We start from the raw sequence: 20,512 nt of genomic DNA on the forward strand, positions 1-20,512 counted from the left end.
AGAATAACAGGACGTTTGAATGTGCGAGTGTAACTTTGAGCTTATGGCTGCTGTAAAAAACAGGAACATTGAATCGACTTTTGAAATACTAAAAAAAAATCACGCCTTTTAGGCTTCGACTACATCAACTATCACTTCAGATACGCCCTCCCCATCACCGCCCCAAGATCATTTTCAAAAAACAACTATGACTCCCGCTGGAACGAATACTATGAAAACCATAACTGCGTGGATTCTGACCCTGCGTTGCAGCGCGCGCTAAAAAACAATGAACCCTTGCTCTGGTCGGAGGATATTTTCAAAGACCATTTGTTGCTTTACGGCGAAATGAAAAAATTCAACCTGAATCATGGCTGGCTGCAATCAGCCTGGTATAACTTTGCGGCCAAAGGCGTGGTGACGCTCAGCCGATCTACAGATGCAATTACTTTGCGGGAACTGGACGCCAAGGAGGCAAAAATGTCAAAACTGGTAAGACTGACGCATGCGTGTCTGTCCGAAATAATCACGCATAGTTCGCCCTATCAGGCGCATGAAAAACTCAGCCCCAGAGAGGTTGAAATTCTCAAGTGGGTCGCGGACGGTAAAACCGGCGAAGTCATCGGCAAAGTTCTTGGTATCACCGAGCGCACCGTCACCCATCACACCGTTAATATCATGCAGAAATTGAACACTACCAATAAAACAGCGGCGGCCGTAAAGGCCGCTCTGCTCGGTATCATTTAACGTTTAACCGGGGGAGTATCGTTCACTCCCCGTCTGTTGCCTCGCTACACAATCAGGCAACTTCAACGACAGCTTCGTTGCCATACAATTTCTTGCCAACCATTACCAGATCAAAATCTTCTCCACGCACGCGCGCAACGCCTGGCATGAATCCCCACCGGGTAAAACCCCACTTTTCGAATAGCCGCAAACTTTGATGATTATGCGCAAAAATTGTCGTGGCGATCACTTCGATATCCAGCAATGCCGCGGACTCCATGAGTGACTGCAACAGGAAAGACCCAACGCCTTTCGACTGTTGCAGCGGATGAATGTAGAGCCCTAGATCAGCGGTTCTGAAATATCCCGGTCGCTCATTCATGAAGTAGGAAAGCGACAAATAACCGATGACGCCAGCCCCCGGATTCGAGGGGTCTTCCGCGACCCAGATCGGTCGTCGACTGCCGACATGCTTCAAGAACCAGGGTTTCCAGGCTTCAACATTCACTGGCTCGATATCGCAGGTGCTGTTCCCCGCTTCAATTGCGCAATTGTAGATCTCAACGATGGTGGGAAGATCAACCAGCGTCGCGGCGCGACAGGTATAGCGCGGGAAATCATACATTTTGCATGCCCTTCTCGAAGTCATAGGAAAACATGCCGGAAAAAACATGCGCAACCGAGCCGACCAGATTCAAGGTGCTGTCGGGATCAATGAACACCGACATTTTCCCCCCGGGCATCACAACAGTCACATCTGCATCTACCAATCCCAGCGTATGACATACCGCGGCAGCTGCGCAGGCACTGCTGCCAGAGGCAAGGGTGTAGCCGGAACCGCGCTCCCATGTTTCGACTTCAATGCGCGAAGGGTCGACGATGTTGACGAATTGCACGTTGGTTTTGTTGGGGAACATGGAATGCTGGGAAATCAGTGGCCCCAGCAGTTCTGCGGTGGCGCGGTTCGCTGGCTGCCCAAACACCACACAGTGCGGATTGCCAATGTCCACACAGGAAATGCACATGTCCCGACCCGCAATATGCAAAGGCTCGTTCAGCACAGTTTTCTTTTTATCCATCATCACCGGGACTTTTTTGCTCTCCAGACAAAAAGAACCGAGGCTTACGAGAAACTGGTTATGCGCTGGCAGTCGTTGTACGGCAACACTTTGCGCCAGGCGCATCAACCAGATATTGAAACTGTCCGATTGCACATAATCGTTATCGACAAGATAACGCGAGAACACACGCAGACCATTGCCGCTTTTACCGCACGCCGAGCCATCCGAGTTGTAGACCTCCAGACCCAGTTTTCCGTTGACCAAATGCGGGCCATACAACACGCCATCCGCACCGATACCGGTACGCCGATCACAGATCTTGCGCACCCACTCGATATCAAAGTTGATCGGCGCCTTGTTGGGGTCGATGACAATGTAATCATTGCCCTGCGCGGAATATTTTACAAAATCCATTTTTATACCTCTCCTGTCGATTCGAGCAAACCCAGAAACTCGGGAAACCCCAACATGATGTTCATGTTCTGCACTGCGGCGGTTGACGCACCCTTGCCAAGATTGTCCAGCCTGGCAACCAATAAGGCACGGGACTGATCATTCCCCAAGGGATCGCTGAACACATACAGATCAACTGTATTGGAACCGGCAACCACCTGCGCCTCCAGTCGGGTCTGACTCACCGCGCTGGATTCCTGCGCAGAAGCAACGTTGATAAAAGGCTCGTCGGCATAAGAATGCACAAGGCATTCGCGTAGCTGTTCAGGTGTCACACCCGGCGCCAGAAATAACGGAATGGAGACCAGCATGCCACGGTGGAAATTGCCCACTGCCGGAATGAAAATCGGCGGACTTTCGAGGCCGGAGTACAGCGCCATTTCGGGCAAATGTTTATGACTGAAGTTCAGACCATAGAGGTGATGGGCAAAGGGCGGTGCGTCGCTTTCATACTCCCTGACCATCGCCGCCCCTCCGCCCGAATAACCGGATATGGCATTAATGGTCAATGGCGAGTGAGCCCGGACCTGGCCGCTGCGAATCAACGGCCTCAATAGCAATATCGCACCGGTGGCGAAGCACCCGGGATTGGTTACCCGGCGCGCCTGCCTGATTTTATCGCGATGATCGCCAGATAATTCGGCGAGCCCATACACCCACTGCGCGGCTGTACGGTGCGCGGAACTCGCATCGATCAACCGGCAATCGACTGACTGCACCGCAGACACGACCTCTTTGGCGGCCATGTCAGGCAGGCACAATATGGTCAGGTCCGCCTCTGCGATCAGACGCTTTTTCTCATCGAGATTCTTCCTGGCATCTTCGTCGATACTGATCAGCGTAACTTCGGGATGCTGTTTTAAGTGCTGTCGAATCTGTAATCCCGTTGTTCCAGACTCGCCATCAATGAATATTTTTTTCACAACAGGCAATCTCCGAGTAATCAATACATCGACAAGGCATACTTGAACTCGGACTTTATCCGCCCAAGTCCATCGCGCAATTCATCCACGGGCCTGGCAAACGTAATTCGCATTCCGTTGCGCTGACCAAACACTTCGGCGGGCATCGTCAATACCCGGGTCTGGTGCAATACCCTCCGACAAAAATCCAGCGAACTTTCCGAGGAAGTCAGATGAACCCAACAAAAGGGTGTCCCCTCGGGTGCTACGACTTCCAGCATCGGGAAACAATCCCGGGACCACTGTTGAAGCACTTCATAACCGTTGCTGCACAATTGCAAGTAATCGCTCAACAAACCGTCGTAATTATGCAAAATACGTTCGGCTATTTTTTCGCAAATAACCGAATTCGAAATGGTGGTCAAATGCTTATAGTCCATTGCCTTTGCCACGATGTCTTTGGGCCCGCACATCCACCCTATCCGAATGCCGGGTACACCAAAAATCTTTGACACCCCGGACACGGCAATGACATTGTCAAATTCGAAATGGATCACGGATGACTTGATGTCGGTCAGGTATTCTTCATCGGCGATGACGAATATATTCCGTTCCCTAGCCACCTCGACAACCTTCCGTAACTCACCAGCATCAATCGACTTACCGGTCGGGTTGCAAGGATTATTCAGAATGATGACTCGAGTATTCGTTCTCAGGGCGTCCTGCACTGCTGAAGCTGACACTTTAAAACTCGCGTCATATTCGAGAATACTGATCGAACAACCTATTTCCTCTGGAACTTTCCAGGACTGCTGCCAACCCGGCGAGAATGTAATGACATGATCGCCGACGTTGAGCAAAGTGCGATACAAGAGATAAAGCGCTTCCTGCGCACCGTGAGCGATGCCAACATTACAGCGTTCGATACCATAGAGCGTCGCGACCTGCTGCGCCAAGGCGTGGCTGCCTCGATCCGTTCCATAGTCCAATACCAAATCTTCAATATCAGCACTGAAGATCCCTGCTTTGATGCAAGGAGCATTACTGTCTCCCAGATCAATGTCGTACTTGCCATGGGCTTCTCTGAACACCCATTCCTGCATACTGTAAGGCTGGCTCACCCACGTTCCCCTTTCCGTCCTGGAATCAGTTTTTCTTGTTTTCGGTAAACATCAATGCTCTGAGATCGAACTCGTAGCTATGCGGAACCGCTTTAACATTTGAGGTTTGCCCCAGAAGCAACGTATGGGCAAGCATCGAGCCAAAAGAAGTCGCCATCAGGCAAGTCGCACTCAGCGATGAAACTTTCTGCTGCTCGAAGTCCAGTTTGGGTGAATCGATGTACTGTTTGTACAGTTTCGAAGGCGCCAGTTTCCCACCAAACTTCTGCAGGCTTTCGAGTTCGCTGTCCTTATCCGAGATATCAAAGAACTCTTCGAAAGTCGGTCCATTCGGCAGAAAAACATGCACCGTCACCCCATAGGCGACCGGGCAGCAAAGGACCACCGGGATATTGCGACGGCGAGCCTCTTTATAAAGCAGTTGCCGTGGCTTGATGACGAAAAAGTCCAGCGTATCGCAGACAACGTCGACACCACTGAGGTAATCACTGACGTTGTACTCATCCAGATAATCGATGGCTTGCACGGAAACTTGCGGGTTAATCGACAGCAGTCGTTCCGACAATACTTCTGATTTCTTTCTGCCAATGGTGTGCGTCGAACAGCCGAATTGTCTGTTCATGTTTTCCGGGCCGAAAGTATCCGCGTCGGCAATATTTACCCCGCCCACCCCCATACGTACCAGACACTCAGCATAGGTATAACCGGTGCCCCCGCACCCTGGCACCGCTACTCGTTTTCCGGCAAGAACATTGAGTTCCTCTTCGGAAACCAGACCGATCATGCGACTAAACAAAACATCCCGGGAAAAATCGTGTGGCTGTTGCATCGCTATCTCCAGCAAATCATGCTTGTACGGATTCAATGACTTTCTTTTCAAACTCATCGCCATGCCAGCGATCAGTCCACGGGGAAAACGCAACGACAAAGATGTCGCGATACCCCTCTTCATTGACTGGAATAATCTCAGTCACGTCATGGAACATATTCTGGTCATCGAGCAAGACCGCCTGGCCTTCGAGGAGCGTGCCGGTATAAAAAGGCTCGGTATCCCTGGCGTTGCGATACAGGCTCATTTCGGCGCCGCTGATATCTTTACGGGTGACCACACCGATCATCACGAACGAATGACCGTCGCGATGGCGTCCCTCGGGGACGGTCACGCCCTTCAATTGCGCGTTAACGATCACCCGATATTGATGAACGTTGATTTGCCATTCCTGTGTTTCATCCAGGGCAATATCCTTCGCCCCACGCTCGATGAACGGCGTGAAGTCGACCTCGATAGGTTCATAGAACCGCTGGATGCCACCCGCTACAGGGTTGTATTTGGAAAACGTCATGTACGGACGATGGGCCAGTAATTCAAAGTCCCAGCCTTTGTCGCTGGCGATCATCTTGTACTGGGAAAAGCGTCGGTAGCGGTTACCGCCACCCATGTACTGATCGAGTGCCAAGCGAGAAAAACTGTCGATTACATCCGCCGGGATTTCCCCAAGATCGACAATACTGAAACCGTCCTGATTGATAGGCATCGACTCACTCCTCAAGCCGTTGTCGTTGCGTTGCTGCCGAGACGATCACTCAGTTCGTCCAGATAGCGCGCGGAAGAATTGATGCGAATGAGAGCGCCGAGGGCGATTTCACGACCAATACGCGGGTCTTGCTCCACCAACGGCACAACCACATTGTTGAACCAGCCATTGGCATGTTCCGTATCGATGTAGACATGGAGCTTGTGATATTCAATTCCGTGCGCAGGCATGTTGTTCCGCTCCCACGCTTTGATCACATGCTTGAAACGGCGTGGTGCCAGATATTCGGTCACTCCGAAATAGCCGACGGCCTTGAAGTAATGCCGACGAGACAATGCAAAACAAGAACTGACGTTGCCGGACACAATTGATTGCAAAAGCATCGCGCTGGACATATCGGAATCTTCGACACCTGCGGCTTTCAATGTCTGTGCAAACATCTTCGAATGAACATCGGCCTCAACGCCATTGCCCATTTCATCGAAGTAGTTTTTTGCCAGTTCCAGCTTTTGTCCAACCGGTAAACCAATCTGCATAAACGCGAGAATATCGTCAAACTTTGGATCAAGATTGGTCTCTTGAATCAAGTAATACTTGACGTCGGCAGCAGTTGCTTCCTCACTGAGAAAACGTGTGTAAAACGGATGCACACTCGAGGGACTTTTTGACACCAGTTTTTTCAGCCATTTGACATACTCCTTACCATTTACCGGAAAACCACTGATGTCTGCTTCTGGCAGCCCCTGCATTTCATACTGGAGCATTGCGCCTTCCAGCACCGACTGAATATCGCTGACAATCGGACGACGGTCCGCATTGACTTGTTCAACCCGGGTGCACTCGAATTCATTGCGATAAATGATAGCGAGGCACTCATGCAACTTGGCGAGCGCTGCCTGGTTGTTATTGACATAGGCTTCGTGCGCCAGCAATCGAGCCGACTGATTAACGTTCCTGCGAATATCGAAATCTTCATTAACGAAGTTCCATTCATCAGGGTTGCGTTCCATCGCAACAAACCATTCAAGCAGGTTCAACCCTTCCACTTTCATTGTGAACATCCTTATAAGTTGTTTTCCGTAATTACTGTGCTGTGACTGACTTAAAAATCACCGGCGATGTTTTTGATAACTCTGAGTTCAGGGTTATCACATCGCGGCTTTCACCCGTATATTCTTCGGGATTGATTATTGCGTCGACAGGACACTCAGGCTCACATACACCGCATTCGATGCAGGTATCCGGACAAATAACCAGTTGGTAGTCGGCATCGCGAAATGCGTCGACAGGACAGACATCTACACAGACTGTAGATTTGCACGAGAGACACTCTTTCCCAACTACGTATGGCATCTGGACGTTCCTTCGTCGTTCATCTTCGAATCACGCTTACTGCGAATATCTGGCTATCAGCACGACATTCGGAAAGCGCAGCCATTTAGTCGTTATTTAAATTTTAAGTACACTGTAGAAAACTACAGGTGCATAAAATCCTTGTTCGTGCAGTCACCGCATCCTGCAACTACCGCCGTGCCTTACCCGCCCCCGTGGAACGGTGCTAGACTCGGTCGCGATAGGGATTTCCACTCAAAACAACGACGTTAACCGAGGCCTGCATGTACCTTCTTTATTACTCGCCGGGCGCCTGTTCATTGGCCGCCCATATCCTTCTTGAAGAACTGGCACAGCCGTTCAAACTTGAATTGCGTTCTGCCTTGAAGGGAATTGGTACTCAAACGCCCGAGTACCTGAGCATTAATCCGAAGGGTCGAGTCCCTGCCCTGCTTTGTCTGGACAGCCCGATTGGTGACGAAGCCGGGGTATTGACCGAGTTACCCGCCATCCTTGTCTATCTGGCGCATCAAGCAAAAACCGGGCACTTCATTCCTGCCTTCCCCGGGGAATTGGCTCGGTGCCTTGAGTGGCTGAACTGGTTATCCGGGACAGTGCACAGCCTTTCTTATGGTCAGGTCTGGCGACCACAGCGGTTTGTTGACGATGAAAATCTGTTCCCGGCCATTGTTGAAAAAGGCCGGCGCAATGTCATGGACAACTACAGGTTTATCGAGCAGCACATCGGCGGAGCGCGGGGCCAATCCATATTCAGCGGTTACAACGTCGTCCACCCGGTGCTGTTGGTTTTCTGGATTTGGGGAAAGTGGATCGATCTGGATATGAACAATTCGTTTCCCGCCTGGCATCGCCTCGTGCACTCGGTGATCGAGCGACCTGCGGTGCGCCGTGCCTTGGCGACAGAGGGTATTGATCTGAAATTGTTCAATTAGGACGGCAGTTCTGCGGCACTCCATCTGCAATAAAAAACGGGCATCAACCTGAAAGTTGATGCCCGTTTTGATTTATCTGCGACCCGGGCGCGAGAGATTACTTGCGCAGCAGAAACTTCAGGTCACTCGGCGCATCCATCGGCAGTTTTTGCACGGTTTTGCCCAGCAGACCGGTCTTGCCGTCGCGCTCGACCACGACAATCTGGTTGCTCTTCTGGTTGGCAATCAGCAGGAATTTGCCGCTTGGATCGAGGCTGAACTCACGCGGGTGATCACCTTCCACCGAGCGTCGCTGCAATTCCTTGAGCTGGCCGCTGGCCGGGTCGATGGCGAACACCAGCAACTGATTGGCGGTGCCACGGTTGCTGACGTAGAGAAACTTGCCATCGGCAGACGCATGCAACGCAGCAGCGGCCTTGTCCGAGGTCGGCTGACCCGCGGCCAGATCAACCATTTGTGTCTGGGTCAGCACGCCGTCCTTGTAATCGAACACGGCAACCTGGGCGCTCATTTCCATGGTCAGCCAGGCATGCTTGCCATCAGCGCTGAACAGCAAATGACGCGGCCCGCTGCCTGCTGGCAATTGCACCGAGGCGGTTTTCGCCGGAGTCAGCGGCAGGTCCGCATTGGCTTTCGGGTCGAACTGGTAGATGAAGAGCTTGTCCGCGCCCAAGTCGGCGGAGAACACATAACGACCGTCCGGCGAGGAAATCGTCGAGTGCACGTGGTTCGAGGCCTGACGCTCAGGGTTGACCCGACTCGCCGGGTGCGCGCTCATTTGCACCACCGGTTTGAGTTTGCCGTCGCTGCCGACCGGCAACACCGCGAGGGTGCCGCCCGGATCTTCAACCACCGAGTAGTTGCTGACGAACAAATGGCTGGCGTCGCCGCTGAGGCTGGAATGGGTCGGCTCGTTGCCCAGGCTCTGGACCTGATTGATCAGGGTCAGGGCGTGGGTCTTCGGATCGATGGAATAGCTGCTCACACGACCGACCGGATCTTTCTGGCCAGGGCCGTTTTCGTTGACCACGAACACCCGGTGCTGATCCTTGGACAAGGTCAGCCACGACGGGCTTTCGCTCTTGATCACTTGCAGCGGTTTGGCGTCGATCTGGCCGGTGGCGCTGTCGAAGTTCATCCGGTAGATGCCTTGGCTGGTGCCGGCAGTGTAGGAGCCGACCAGCAACTGGAAGCTCTCGGCCGAGGCGCTGGAAAGGCCCATCGCGCCAACGCTGCCGGCCATCAGCAATGGCCAGAATTTACGCATGTTCATTCGGTTTCATCCTCGTCGTCGGCGCTGCTGAGTACATCGCCGAGGCAGACCAGACGGTGTTCGCCAACGGTTTTGGTATCGCTGGCAAAACCGATGATCAACCAGCTCTGCAGGTCCTGATCAAACGTCGCCGCTGCCACCTGAGCCGGGGTGAACTCCCAATGCTTGGCTTCCCGGCCATCGATGCATTCGATGTGCAGGTTGTCTTCTTCGTCGAGGGCGAATTCGAAGGCGTGCAAGCCGTCGATTTCGACCATACCGCAGTGTTCGAGGGCGTTGAGAAGGGTGTCGGTTACGGCAGTCATGGCAATCATGTCTTTCAGGGGGAAAGGGGCAATGATAGCTCAATGTGGCCGCTGAGCTCTCCCTGTGGGAGCGAGCCTGCTCGCGATTGCAGAATGTCAGGCGACATGAATGTCGACTGATACACCGCTATCGCGAGCAGGCTCGCTCCCACATTGACTGGGTTCGGCGGTTAGAGGGCTTCGCGCGATGGCTTGCCGTCCACCAGCCGCTGAATGCGCAGCGGATTACCGTTTTTCAGCGGTTCCGGCAGCAGACTGTCGGGGTAGTTCTGGAAGCACACGGGGCGCAGGAAACGATCGATGGCCAGGGTTCCGACCGATGTGCCGCGAGCATCGGACGTCGCCGGATACGGCCCGCCGTGAACCATCGAATCGCACACTTCAACCCCGGTCGGGTAGCCATTGAGCAGAATCCGCCCGACCTTCTGTTCCAGCAACGGCGTCAGTTCCGGGAACAGCGCGAAGTCTGCCGGCTCGCCGATGATCGTCGCCGTGAGCTGCCCGTGCAGGCCATGCAGCGCAGCGCTCAACTGCGCCTGATCGGCCACTTCGACGATCACCGTGGTCGGGCCGAACACTTCTTCCTGAAGCACTTCATCGCCATCGATCAACAGGCTGACATCGGCCTTGAACAACTGCGGCTGCGCCTGATTGCCCTGCTGTGGATTGCCGGCCAGATGCTTGATGCCTGGGTGTGCCAACAACTTTTCCAGGCCCTTGCCGTAGCTGCCGAGAGTCCCGGCATTGAGCATGGTTTGTGCCGGTTGATCGCCGATCAGCGCGGCGACTTGCTCAACAAACGCCGTGAACTGTGGCGAGCGAATACCGATCACCAGGCCCGGATTGGTACAGAACTGACCGCAGCCCTGCACCACCGAGGCGGTCAGATCACGGGCGACGGTTTCCGAACGCACGGCCAGGGCCTGGGGCAACACGATCACTGGATTGATGCTCGACATCTCGGCGAACACAGGAATCGGCTGCGCACGCGCGGCGGCCATGTCACACAGCGCCCGTCCGCCCCGTAGCGACCCGGTGAAACCCACCGCCTGAATGGCCGGATGTTTGACTAGCCACTCGCCGACGCCACCGCCATAGATCATGTTGAACACACCGGCTGGCATCGCGGTTTTCTCCGCCGCGCGAATCAGCGCATCGGCGACAAGCTCAGCGGTGGCCATATGGCCGCTGTGAGCTTTGAACACCACCGGGCAACCGGCAGCCAGCGCCGAGGCTGTGTCGCCACCGGCGGTGGAAAATGCCAATGGAAAGTTGCTCGCGCCGAACACCGCCACCGGGCCGAGACCAATGCGGTATTGGCGCAGATCAGGACGCGGCAACGGCTGACGATCCGGCAGCGGCAAATCGATGCGCGCACCGTAGAAATCGCCGCGCCGCAGGACTTTGGCGAACAGCCGCATCTGGCCGCTGGTGCGACCGCGCTCCCCCTGAATCCGTCCGGCAGGCAGCGCGGTTTCACGGCAGACCACCGCGACGAAATCATCACCGAGCGCATCCAGCTCATCGGCGATGGCATCAAGAAATTGTGCGCGTCGTTCGGCGCTCAAACTGCGATACACCGGGTAGGCAGAGGCGGCAGCTTTGGCGGCGGCGTCCACCTCCTCCTGCGTCGCCTGAATGAAATCGTGGGGCAATGCCTCGCCCGTCGTGGCGTCGATGCTGTGCAGTTTGACGCTACCGGCGGCGCTGCGACGCCCGCCGATGTAGTTGTGACCGAGAATCTGAGTCATGGGATCTCCTTAAAGGGTGCCGATGCTGTCCGGTTCGAATGCCGCTGCGACCGGGGCGATGCCGTTGACCAGCGGCGCGCCAAATTCGGCCTGGCTGATCTCGAACACGTCGCCGGGTCGAGTGCGAATGCCATCGGCGAACGACAGGGTCGCGGTGCCGAAGAAGTGAATGTGTACGTCACCGGGACGCAGGAACTGGCTGTACTTGAAGTGGTGGTATTCGAGGTTCGCCAGGCTGTGGCACATGTTGGCCTCGCCGCTTAGAAATTCGTTCTGCCACAGCACTTCACCGTCGCGCAGGATGCGGCTGGTGCCGGCCAGGTGTTGCGGCAACTCGCCTACGCGCAGTTCCGGGCCGTAGCTGCAACTGCGCAGTTTGGAGTGGGCCAGGTACAGGTAATTCTTGCGTTCCATGACGTGATCGGAGAACTCGTTGCCCACCGCGAAACCGAGGCGATACGGTTTGCCGTCGTGGCCGATGATGTAGAGGCCGGCCATCTCCGGCTCCTCGCCGGCGTCTTCGGCAAACGGCGGCAGCGGGAACGGCTGACCGGGACGCACGACAATGCTGCCATCGCCCTTGTAGAACCATTCCGGTTGCACCCCGGCCTGTCCCGCCGCCGGTTTTCCACCCTCCACGCCCCACTTGAAGATGCGCATGGTGTCGGTCATCGCCGCTTCGTCGCCGGCCTGCTGGTGCATCTTGTCCCGGGCCGATGCGCTGCCCAGGTGCGTGAGGCCGGTGCCGCTGACCAGCAGGTGCGCCGGGTCCGGATGGTCCAGCGGCGGCAGGATGCGCAGGTCTTTGAGCAACTGCGCGTAATCGTGACCGATACCGAGGCCGAGGGATTGCACTTGTTGCGCCAACGTACTGCCGGCCTCGATTGCCGCCAGTGCCAGATCACGTACGGTGTGAGCATCCTGCACTTCACGCACCAGACCGCCCTCGACCACCCCGACACGGCGCTCGCCGCTACTTAATTCGAATTGAACCAGATGCATGATGTTCTCCTGTTGAAACATATCCCGGATCGAAATCAGGTGCGTGTCGCACCGCGTGCGCTCGCTGCAAATTGCTCGACTGGCAGCACATGCTTGCGCTCGAGCAAGCGATAGACGACGCCCGTCAGAACCAGCCCGAACACCATCACACCGGACAGGAAGTACAGGCCCGAAGCGAGGTTGCCGGTGTATTCCTTCAAGGCGCCGATCACGAACGGCCCGATGTAGCCGCCGAGGTTGCCCACCGAGTTGATCAAGGCAATGCCCGCCGCCGCGCTGGCGCCGGCAAAGAAACGTCCCGGCAAGGTCCAGAACACCGCCGTGCAGGAAAACAGCGCAAACGCCACCAGACACAATGCCGCCAGTTGCGCCACCGGCAACGACAGCCAGGCACTGAGAAACAGGCCGATGGCGCCCAGCACATAGAGCACCGCCAGATGACCGTAGCGATCATTCATGCGGTCGGAACTGCGCGGCACGATCAGCAACCCGATGATCCCGAAGATGTAGGGCACCGATGACACGAAACCGGTCACCAGATCGCTGCCGCCGAACTGTTTGATCAGGGTCGGCAGCCACAGGCCAAGTCCATAGATGCTCAAAGTCACCGGCAGATAGAACAGCGCCAGCAGCAACACCCGTTTGTCTTTCAGCGCATGCAACGGATTGCCGTGGCGGGTCTGGCCGTATTCCTGCAGATCCTTTTTCAGTTCGCCGGTCAGCCAGTCTTTCTCGGCCTGATCCATCCATGTCACTTGCTGCGGGCCGTCCGGCAGCCAGCGCAATACCGGCCAGGTCAGCAGAATCGCAGGAGTACCGATGACGATGAACAGCCACTGCCAGCCGTGCAGACCAAGAATGCCGTCCATGCCCAGCAGGCCACCGGACACGGGGCCGGTGATCATCATTGCGATGGGTTGGGAAAGAATGAACAGCCCGAGGATCTTGCCGCGATGGCGCACCGGAAACCATTGGGTGATGTAGTACAGAACGCCGGGAAAGAATCCCGCCTCCGCCGCGCCGAGCAGAAAGCGCATCACGTAAAAACTGTGTGGGCCCTGGACGAAGGCCATGCCGATAGTGATCGCGCCCCAGGTGATCATGATCCGCGCGAACCAGCGCCGCGCACCGAAGCGTTCGAGCATCAGGTTGCTGGGGATCTCCAGCAGAAAATAGCCAATGAAAAACAGCCCGGCACCGAGGCCGTAGGCGGCATCGCCGATGCCAATGTCGGCGCCCATGTGCAGCTTGGCGAAGCCGACGGCGGAGCGATCCACATAGGCGATCAGGTACAGCAGGATCAGAAAGGGAATCAGTTTCAGCGTGATGCGCCGGACAAGCCGCAGTTCCTGGCTCATGGGATCGGTCTCCGATTGTTGTTTTTATGGAACCTCGGGGGACGCCTCTCGCGGAAAATCGCCAGGGCCATCCCTCCGTCGAAAAGAACTATATAGTAATACTAATTACCCAACAACACTTCCAAAACGTCGATTTTGCGCTTATGTTTAGCCGAGGCTCGCAAACAATAGTCTTACAATAAGAGAATCGATCATGTCTGATAAGAAACCCACCCTGCGCTCCGCCCAATGGTTTGGCACGGCCGACAAGAACGGCTTCATGTACCGCAGCTGGATGAAGAATCAGGGCATCGCCGACCATCAGTTCCATGGCAAGCCGATCATCGGCATCTGCAACACCTGGTCGGAACTGACGCCGTGCAACGCGCATTTCCGCCAGATCGCGGAGCACGTCAAACGCGGTGTGATCGAGGCTGGTGGTTTTCCGGTGGAATTCCCGGTGTTCTCCAACGGCGAATCGAACCTGCGCCCGACCGCCATGCTCACCCGCAATCTGGCGAGCATGGACGTCGAGGAAGCGATTCGCGGCAACCCGATTGATGGCGTGGTGCTGCTGACCGGTTGCGACAAGACCACCCCGGCCCTGCTGATGGGCGCGGCCAGTTGCGATGTGCCGGCCATCGTCGTCACCGGCGGGCCGATGCTCAACGGCAAGCACAAGGGCAAGGACATCGGCTCCGGTACCGTGGTCTGGCAGCTCAGCGAGCAGGTCAAGGCCGGCACTATCACCATCGACGACTTCCTGGCGGCCGAGGGCGGCATGTCCCGCTCGGCCGGCACCTGCAACACCATGGGCACCGCGTCGACCATGGCCTGCATGGCCGAAGCGCTGGGCACATCCCTGCCCCACAACGCGGCGATTCCGGCAGTGGATGCTCGGCGATATGTGCTGGCGCATATGTCCGGCATGCGTGCGGTCGAGATGGTGCGTGAAGACCTTAAACTGTCGAAGATCCTGACCAAGGAAGCCTTCGAGAATGCGATCCGGGTCAACGCGGCGATTGGCGGTTCGACCAACGCGGTGATCCATCTCAAAGCCATCGCCGGGCGCATCGGTGTCGAACTGGATCTGGACGACTGGACCCGCATCGGTCGCGGCATGCCGACCATCGTCGACCTGCAACCGTCCGGACGTTTCCTGATGGAAGAGTTCTATTACGCGGGCGGCTTGCCTGCGGTGCTGCGTCGACTCGGCGAAGCCAATCTGATCCCCAATCCGAACGCATTGACCGTCAATGGCAAATCCATCGGCGAGAACACCAAGGATGCACCGATCTACGGTGAAGACGAAGTGATCCGCACCCTCGACAACCCGATCCGCGCTGACGGTGGCATCTGTGTATTGCGCGGCAACCTGGCGCCGCTGGGCGCGGTGCTCAAACCCTCAGCCGCCACGCCGGAACTGATGCAGCACCGTGGACGAGCCGTGGTGTTCGAGAACTTCGACCTGTACAAGGCGCGCATCAACGACCCGGAACTGGACGTCGATGCCAACTCGATTCTGGTGATGAAGAACTGCGGGCCGAAGGGTTATCCGGGCATGGCCGAAGTCGGCAACATGGGTTTGCCGGCCAAACTGCTGGCCCAGGGCGTGACCGACATGGTGCGCATTTCCGATGCGCGCATGAGCGGCACGGCGTACGGCACCGTTGTGTTGCACGTCGCCCCGGAAGCGGCGGCCGGCGGGCCTTTGGCGGTGGTCAAGGAAGGCGACTGGATCGAACTGGACTGCGCCAGCGGGCGTCTGCACCTGGATATTCCGGACGCCGAACTGGCGGCACGCATGGCGGATCTGCAACCGCCGCAGCAGTTGTTGGTGGGTGGGTATCGTCAGTTGTATGTCGACCATGTGCTGCAGGCGGATCAAGGTTGCGACTTTGATTTCCTTGTCGGCTGTCGAGGTGCTGAGGTCCCTCGCCACTCGCACTGACACCACCATGCCTCCTGTGGGAGCGGGCTTGCTCGCGAAAGTGGAGTGTCAGCAACCTGTGTTTGTCTGACACGCTGCTTTCGCGAGCAAGCCCGCTCCCACATTTGCTCTGTATCTGCCTCAAGATTGTGTGGTGCCTGCTATGATGCGCGGCATCTCCATCGCTCAGGATCGCGCCGCGCCCCATGGATTACCGCAAACCTTCAGACCGCAAAAGCATGCACTCGCGCATCGTTCAGGAACTGGGCATGCAGATTGTTTCCGGACGCTTTTTGCCCTGTGACAAACTGCCCGCCGAAGCCTTGCTCTGCGAGGAGTACGCGGTCAGTCGGCCGGTGTTGCGCGAAGCCACACGGGTGTTGGTGGCCAAGGGGCTGGTGTACTCCAAGCCCCGGGTCGGCACCGTGGTCAAACCCCGCCGCGAATGGCACATGCTTGATCCAGACGTGCTGCACTGGTTGATGCAAAGCAGCCCGCAGAATGAATTCTTCAATGTGCTGACCAGCGTGCGCAGCATCATCGAACCGGCCGCCGCCGCCCTCGCCGCCCAACACGCCACGGATGCCGACATTGCAGCCATCGGCGAAGCCTACCAACGCATGGAAGCCGCACCGACGCCGGAGGCCCTGCTGCAACCGGATCTGGACTTCCACAGCCGGATTGCCGACGCGACCCATAACGATTTGCTGGCCAACCTGTGCAACATGCTGTCGGTGGCGATTGCCGAGGCGCTGAAACATTCGAATCAGCGGCCGAATCTGCATGAACTGGCGTTGCCTCGGCACAAGGCGATTCTGACGGCGATCGAGAATCGGGATGCGTTGGGGGCTCGGCATGCGACGCTGGTGCAGCTGGATGATGCGCGCAGTGCGCTTAGCGTCGTGCTAGGCACTGAACTTTCCTAAGCCTTGAGACCGCTGGCCCTCACCCTAGCCCTCTCCCGGAGGGAGAGGGAACTGACCGCGATGTCTTGCGTAATACATCGACCTGAAAAACCGAGTCGATTATGGATTCAAAGCTAATCTTTCACGTCGGTGTATCTATCCAATATCCCCCATTCGGTTCCCTCTCCCTACGGGCGGTCCGACGTTTCGGGAGGGCTAGGGTGAGGGCAAGCTTTCGATCTTGCCCCATAAAAAAAGCCGCAACCCTTCAAGGTTGCGGCTTTTTCGTTTCAGCCAAATGGATCAGTGAGCAAACAAGGAATTGCCCTTCTGCCCCGCCAGTTTCTCCGGCTTGATCAGGAACTTGGCCAGTGCCGGCAGCAGCCACAGCGCACCGAACATGTTCCACAGCAGCATGAAGGTCAGCATCAGGCCCATGTCGGCCTGGAACTTGATCGCCGAGAAGATCCAGGTGCACACGCCGATGGCCAGGCACAGACCGGTGAACAGCACCGCTTTACCGGTGGACTTCAGGGTCTGGTAATAGGCTTCCTGCAACGGCAGACCGGCACGCAGGAAACTTTCCAGACGGCTGTAGATGTAGATGCCGTAGTCCACGCCGATCCCCACGCCCAGCGCCACCACCGGCAGGGTCGCCACCTTGACGCCGATGCCCATGAACGCCATCAGCGCGTTGCCCAGCACCGACGTCAGTACCAGCGGCAGCACGATGCACAGGGTCGCCGCCCAGGAACGGAAGGTGATCATGCACATCACCGCCACGCAGATGTACACCAGAATCAGGATGGTCAGCTCAGCCTGTTTGATGACTTCGTTGGTGGCCGCTTCGATCCCGGCGTTACCGGCCGCGAGGATGAACTCCAGACCGTCCTTGTTGTTGTCCTTGGCAAACTCCTGCACGGCTTTCACCGCACGATCCAGGGTTTCAGCCTTGTGATCGTTGAGGAACACCAGCACCGGCGCCAGCGAGCAGCTGTTGTTGTACAGGCCATCGGCCCGGGCGATGGAGTTGTTCAACACGTCCGGGTTGCGCGACAGGGTTTCCCATTTGAGGTTGCCCTCGTTCATGCCCTTGATCATCTGCTTGGACACTGTCACCAGCGAGATCGCCGATTGCACGCCCTCGGTGTTCTGCATCTTCCACATCAGCTCGTCGATCGGCGCCATGGCTTCGTAGCGCGAGCAGCCTTCGGACTTGGTCTTGACCATCACCACCAATACATCGGAACTGGTCGAGTAGTTGTTGATGATGAAGTTGTTGTCCTTGTTGTAGCGCGAGTCCGGACGCAGTTCCGGCGCGCCCTGGTCGAGGTCGCCGATCTTCAGGTTCTGGCTGTACCAGAGGCCGCCGCCGAAGGCGATCAGGGCCAGCGCGATGGACACCGGTGCGACTTTCGGGCTGGCGAAATTCGACAGCAGGCGCCAGAACGGGTGCTCGCGGTTTGCATCCTTTTTGCTCTTGGCGATGGCGCGCTTGCTGATGCCGACATAGGAAATCGCCACCGGCAGCAGGATCAGGTTGGTGAACACGATCACCGCCACGCCGATGGACGCGCCGATGGCCAGTTCACGGATTACGCCAATGTCGATGATCAGCAGCGTGATGAAGCCCACGGCATCGGCGAGAATCGCGATCATCCCCGGCAGGAACAGTTGCCGGAACGTGCGCCGCGCCGCGGTCAGAGCGTTGTCTGCCTCGCTCGATTGCAGGGCGATACCGTTGATCTTCTGCACGCCATGGGAAATGCCGATGGCGAAGATCAGGAACGGCACCAGCATCGAATACGGATCGAGGCCGAACCCGAAGAAGTGCATCAACCCCAGTTGCCAGACCACCGCCACCAGCGTGGTGCTCAACACCGCCACGGTGCTGCGCAGGCAGTTGGTGAACCACAACAGCAGGATCAGGGTGATGACGAAGGCGATGCCGAAGAACATCACCACCATCACCAGGCCGTCGATCAGGTCACCGACCTTCTTGGCGAAACCAACGATGTGGATCTTGACGTTGGGGTTCTGCGCTTCGAACTTGTTGCGGATCTTGTCTTCCAGTTCATGGGAAAACTGGCGGTAGTCCAGCGCCAGCAGCTTGCCCTGGTCCTGCGGGTCCGGGTAGGACTCCAGCAGCGGGATGTCGACGATGCTCGATTTGAAGTCGTTGGCCACCAGACGCCCGACCTGACCCGACTTGAGCACGTTGTTGCGCAGCATGTCGAGGCTGTCCTGGGAGCCGTCGTAGCTCTGCGGGATCACTTCACCGCCGGCAAAGCCTTCCTCGGTCACTTCGGTCCAGCGCACGCTCGGGCTCCACAGCGACTTCAGGCCGGAACGGTCGACGCCGGAGATGTAGAACACCTCGTCGTTGATCTGGCGCAGGGTCTCCATGTACTCCCTGGAGAAGATGTCACCGTCCCTGGCCTCCACCGAAATGCGCACGGTGTTGCCCAGGTTCGTCAGATCGTTGCGATGCTCCATCATCTTCTCGATGAACGGATGCTTGAGCGGGATCATTTTTTCGAAGCTGGTAGACGGCCGGATCAGCGTGGCCTGCCAGAACAGGAAAATGCTGACCAGCAGGCAGATCACGATCACTGCCGGGCGGTTATTGAAGATCAGGCGTTCGAGGAACGTCGCCTTGTCCTGATGATGAGTGCTCAAGGAAGTCATAGCCCCGCCTTCTTATTATTGATTCGGCTCATTTGCCCAGCTCGGTGCCGTTGGGCGTGGTGGTGTGGACGCCACCCTGCCCGCTCAGGATCAGATTGCCGTTGCCGGCAGCGGTGACCGACGACAGCGAGATACGATCCGGGCGGTTGAACACGCTGAAGGTTTCACCGTTGTCGCTGCTGCTGATCACCGTGCCGCCGTTGCCGACGATGACGATGGAGCCGTCGTCGAGCCGCGTGGCGCCGGACAGGCCGAACTCCAGCGCACCGCGCGCAGCCTTGAGTTCGACCTGCTGCCAGGTGCTGCCGAAATCAGTGGAGCGGTAGAGGTTGCCACGCAACCCGTAGGCCAGCAGCGTGGAAGGCTGGGCCGTGCCGATCACACCGAACAGCGAGCCTTGATACGGGCCTTCGATTTTTTCCCAGGTCTGGCCCCAATCGGCGGAGCGGAACATCGCGCCCTGCTCGCCCACGATGAACAGCCCGGCGTCCTTGACGGCGGCGATGGCATTGAGGTGGAACTGATCCTGGTTGTCGAGGCGATCGCTGACGTCTTGCCAGTGCTTCCCACCGTCGGTGGTTTCCAGCAAGGCACCGTAGGCCCCCACGGCCAGGCCGTTGTTGACGTCCTTGAACCAGAGGTCGAGCAGCGGCGATTCGCGCTTGAGGTCTTCGAACTGTTTGGTCCAGGTCTGGCCGCCGTCTTCACTGGCGAGGACCTGCGCGTCATGGCCGACGGCCCAGCCGTGCTTGTCATCGACGAAATACACGGCCGTCAGCAACTGACGGCTCGGCACCTTGGCCTGGGTCCAGGTCTTGCCCTGGTCATCGGAGTAGAGAATGTGCCCGCGATCCCCGACCGCCACCAATCGGGCGCCGGCGTGGACGACATCAAGCATCAGGCTTTTCGGGGCCTTGGCCGACTCGATGGCGTAGACCATGTCGGCGGGCGCTTCGGCGGCCAGTACGGGCGCCGACAAGGTGGCAAAGCCCAGCAGAGAGAGTGCTGTGGCCAGCAACGCGGTGTTGCGAAACGCCGGCGGGCGGCAACGACTCATAGACCTTCCCCTATTTATTATTGTTAGGCCATTCGGCCTTCAAGGGCGCCGCAAGTGTGCTCCAGCGACGGTTGGTCAGAAGCATAGTCCTGAAACCCGCAATCCAGAGCCACTTCGGAAGCTGGCTCATCCTATCGGGCATTCGAAACGTCTGACAATCGGCGCAACGTTATCTTTTGTTAACCGAAAGGGATTACAGCAG

The 20,512-nt window shown here is 57.1% G+C and carries 19 protein-coding genes and 1 pseudogene; 5 read left to right on the plus strand and 15 right to left on the minus strand.

Annotated features, from left to right (window positions below; translation table 11 throughout):
• Positions 1-105: 105 nt before the first annotated feature.
• Both ACSPX5_RS11130 and ACSPX5_RS11135 read left to right on the plus strand, forming a co-directional pair.
• Positions 106-477 (plus strand): annotated as a pseudogene (locus ACSPX5_RS11130) (autoinducer binding domain-containing protein); the annotation flags it as partial.
• Positions 460-726 (plus strand): helix-turn-helix transcriptional regulator, encoded by a 267-nt coding sequence (locus ACSPX5_RS11135; protein WP_323160347.1) that lies wholly within the window; start codon positions 460-462, stop codon positions 724-726. The pseudogene ACSPX5_RS11130 and the gene ACSPX5_RS11135, both read left to right, overlap by 18 nt.
• Positions 727-778: 52 nt before the next feature.
• On the opposite strand, the gene ACSPX5_RS11140 is transcribed toward ACSPX5_RS11135, so the two are convergent.
• From ACSPX5_RS11140 to ACSPX5_RS11175, 8 genes are read right to left on the minus strand one after another with little or no spacing between them, the layout of a single operon-like run.
• Positions 779-1,330 (minus strand): GNAT family N-acetyltransferase, encoded by a 552-nt coding sequence (locus ACSPX5_RS11140; protein WP_439821707.1) that lies wholly within the window; start codon positions 1,328-1,330, stop codon positions 779-781.
• Positions 1,323-2,180, minus strand: coding sequence for a diaminopimelate epimerase (gene dapF, locus ACSPX5_RS11145; protein WP_323160326.1), 858 nt, complete (start codon positions 2,178-2,180; stop codon positions 1,323-1,325). The genes ACSPX5_RS11140 and dapF overlap by 8 nt, the downstream gene beginning before the upstream one ends.
• A gap of 2 nt (positions 2,181-2,182) precedes the next feature.
• Positions 2,183-3,142 carry an N-acetyl-gamma-glutamyl-phosphate reductase gene (gene argC, locus ACSPX5_RS11150; RefSeq protein WP_323160325.1) on the minus strand — a complete coding sequence of 320 codons (960 nt, stop codon included), beginning with the start codon at positions 3,140-3,142 and terminating at the stop codon, positions 2,183-2,185.
• Between the two features lie 20 nt (positions 3,143-3,162).
• A complete protein-coding gene (locus ACSPX5_RS11155) occupies positions 3,163-4,242 on the minus strand; it encodes a pyridoxal phosphate-dependent aminotransferase (protein WP_323160324.1) in 1,080 nt (359 codons plus the stop codon).
• 25 nt (positions 4,243-4,267) lie between these two features.
• Positions 4,268-5,134: a ThiF family adenylyltransferase gene (locus ACSPX5_RS11160; protein WP_323160323.1), complete on the minus strand. Its 867-nt coding sequence runs from the start codon at positions 5,132-5,134 to the stop codon at positions 4,268-4,270.
• A complete protein-coding gene (locus tag ACSPX5_RS11165; protein ID WP_323160322.1) occupies positions 5,088-5,777 on the minus strand; it encodes a 2OG-Fe dioxygenase family protein in 690 nt (229 codons plus the stop codon). Before ACSPX5_RS11165 ends, ACSPX5_RS11160 begins: the two co-directional genes overlap by 47 nt.
• Positions 5,778-5,788: 11 nt before the next feature.
• On the minus strand, positions 5,789-6,829 hold the full coding sequence (locus ACSPX5_RS11170; protein ID WP_439821708.1) for an iron-containing redox enzyme family protein: 1,041 nt from the start codon (positions 6,827-6,829) through the stop codon (positions 5,789-5,791).
• Between the two features lie 31 nt (positions 6,830-6,860).
• A complete protein-coding gene (locus ACSPX5_RS11175; protein WP_323160320.1) occupies positions 6,861-7,130 on the minus strand; it encodes an indolepyruvate ferredoxin oxidoreductase subunit alpha in 270 nt (89 codons plus the stop codon).
• A 263-nt stretch (positions 7,131-7,393) separates the two neighbouring features.
• Here ACSPX5_RS11175 and ACSPX5_RS11180 point away from each other — a divergent pair, with 263 nt between their 5' ends.
• The gene (locus ACSPX5_RS11180; RefSeq protein WP_439821709.1) at positions 7,394-8,062 is read left to right on the plus strand and encodes a glutathione S-transferase family protein; all 669 of its coding nucleotides are present in this window, start codon (positions 7,394-7,396) and stop codon (positions 8,060-8,062) included.
• Between the two features lie 97 nt (positions 8,063-8,159).
• On the opposite strand, the gene ACSPX5_RS11185 is transcribed toward ACSPX5_RS11180, so the two are convergent.
• From ACSPX5_RS11185 to ACSPX5_RS11205, 5 genes are all read right to left on the minus strand, one after another.
• The gene (locus ACSPX5_RS11185) at positions 8,160-9,335 is read right to left on the minus strand and encodes a lactonase family protein (protein WP_439821710.1); all 1,176 of its coding nucleotides are present in this window, start codon (positions 9,333-9,335) and stop codon (positions 8,160-8,162) included.
• Positions 9,332-9,640, minus strand: coding sequence for a DUF5629 family protein (locus ACSPX5_RS11190; RefSeq protein ID WP_207866593.1), 309 nt, complete (start codon positions 9,638-9,640; stop codon positions 9,332-9,334). Before ACSPX5_RS11190 ends, ACSPX5_RS11185 begins: the two co-directional genes overlap by 4 nt.
• Positions 9,641-9,810: 170 nt before the next feature.
• On the minus strand, positions 9,811-11,391 hold the full coding sequence (locus ACSPX5_RS11195; RefSeq protein WP_439821711.1) for an aldehyde dehydrogenase (NADP(+)): 1,581 nt from the start codon (positions 11,389-11,391) through the stop codon (positions 9,811-9,813).
• Positions 11,392-11,400: 9 nt separating this feature from the next.
• Entirely contained in the window at positions 11,401-12,393 is a 993-nt protein-coding gene (araD1, locus tag ACSPX5_RS11200) for an AraD1 family protein (protein WP_439821712.1), read from the minus strand.
• A gap of 35 nt (positions 12,394-12,428) precedes the next feature.
• On the minus strand, positions 12,429-13,751 hold the full coding sequence (locus ACSPX5_RS11205) for an MFS transporter (protein WP_169430690.1): 1,323 nt from the start codon (positions 13,749-13,751) through the stop codon (positions 12,429-12,431).
• Between the two features lie 193 nt (positions 13,752-13,944).
• Between ACSPX5_RS11205 and ACSPX5_RS11210 the strand changes: the two genes are divergently transcribed.
• Positions 13,945-15,681: an IlvD/Edd family dehydratase gene (locus ACSPX5_RS11210; RefSeq protein WP_169430691.1), complete on the plus strand. Its 1,737-nt coding sequence runs from the start codon at positions 13,945-13,947 to the stop codon at positions 15,679-15,681.
• A 185-nt stretch (positions 15,682-15,866) separates the two neighbouring features.
• Positions 15,867-16,586, plus strand: a complete 720-nt coding sequence (locus ACSPX5_RS11215) for a FadR/GntR family transcriptional regulator (RefSeq protein WP_169430692.1) — start codon at positions 15,867-15,869, stop codon at positions 16,584-16,586.
• A gap of 282 nt (positions 16,587-16,868) precedes the next feature.
• Here the strand turns inward: ACSPX5_RS11215 and ACSPX5_RS11220 are convergent, their stop codons facing one another.
• Positions 16,869-19,253 (minus strand): efflux RND transporter permease subunit, encoded by a 2,385-nt coding sequence (locus ACSPX5_RS11220; RefSeq protein ID WP_207866586.1) that lies wholly within the window; start codon positions 19,251-19,253, stop codon positions 16,869-16,871.
• 28 nt (positions 19,254-19,281) lie between these two features.
• Positions 19,282-20,310, minus strand: a complete 1,029-nt coding sequence (locus ACSPX5_RS11225) for a WD40/YVTN/BNR-like repeat-containing protein (protein ID WP_439821713.1) — start codon at positions 20,308-20,310, stop codon at positions 19,282-19,284.
• Between the last annotated feature and the right edge of the window lie 202 nt (positions 20,311-20,512).

The organism is Pseudomonas sp. HLG18, from assembly GCF_051903985.1.
Taxonomy (GTDB): Bacteria; Pseudomonadota; Gammaproteobacteria; order Pseudomonadales; family Pseudomonadaceae; genus Aquipseudomonas; species Aquipseudomonas fluorescens_BT.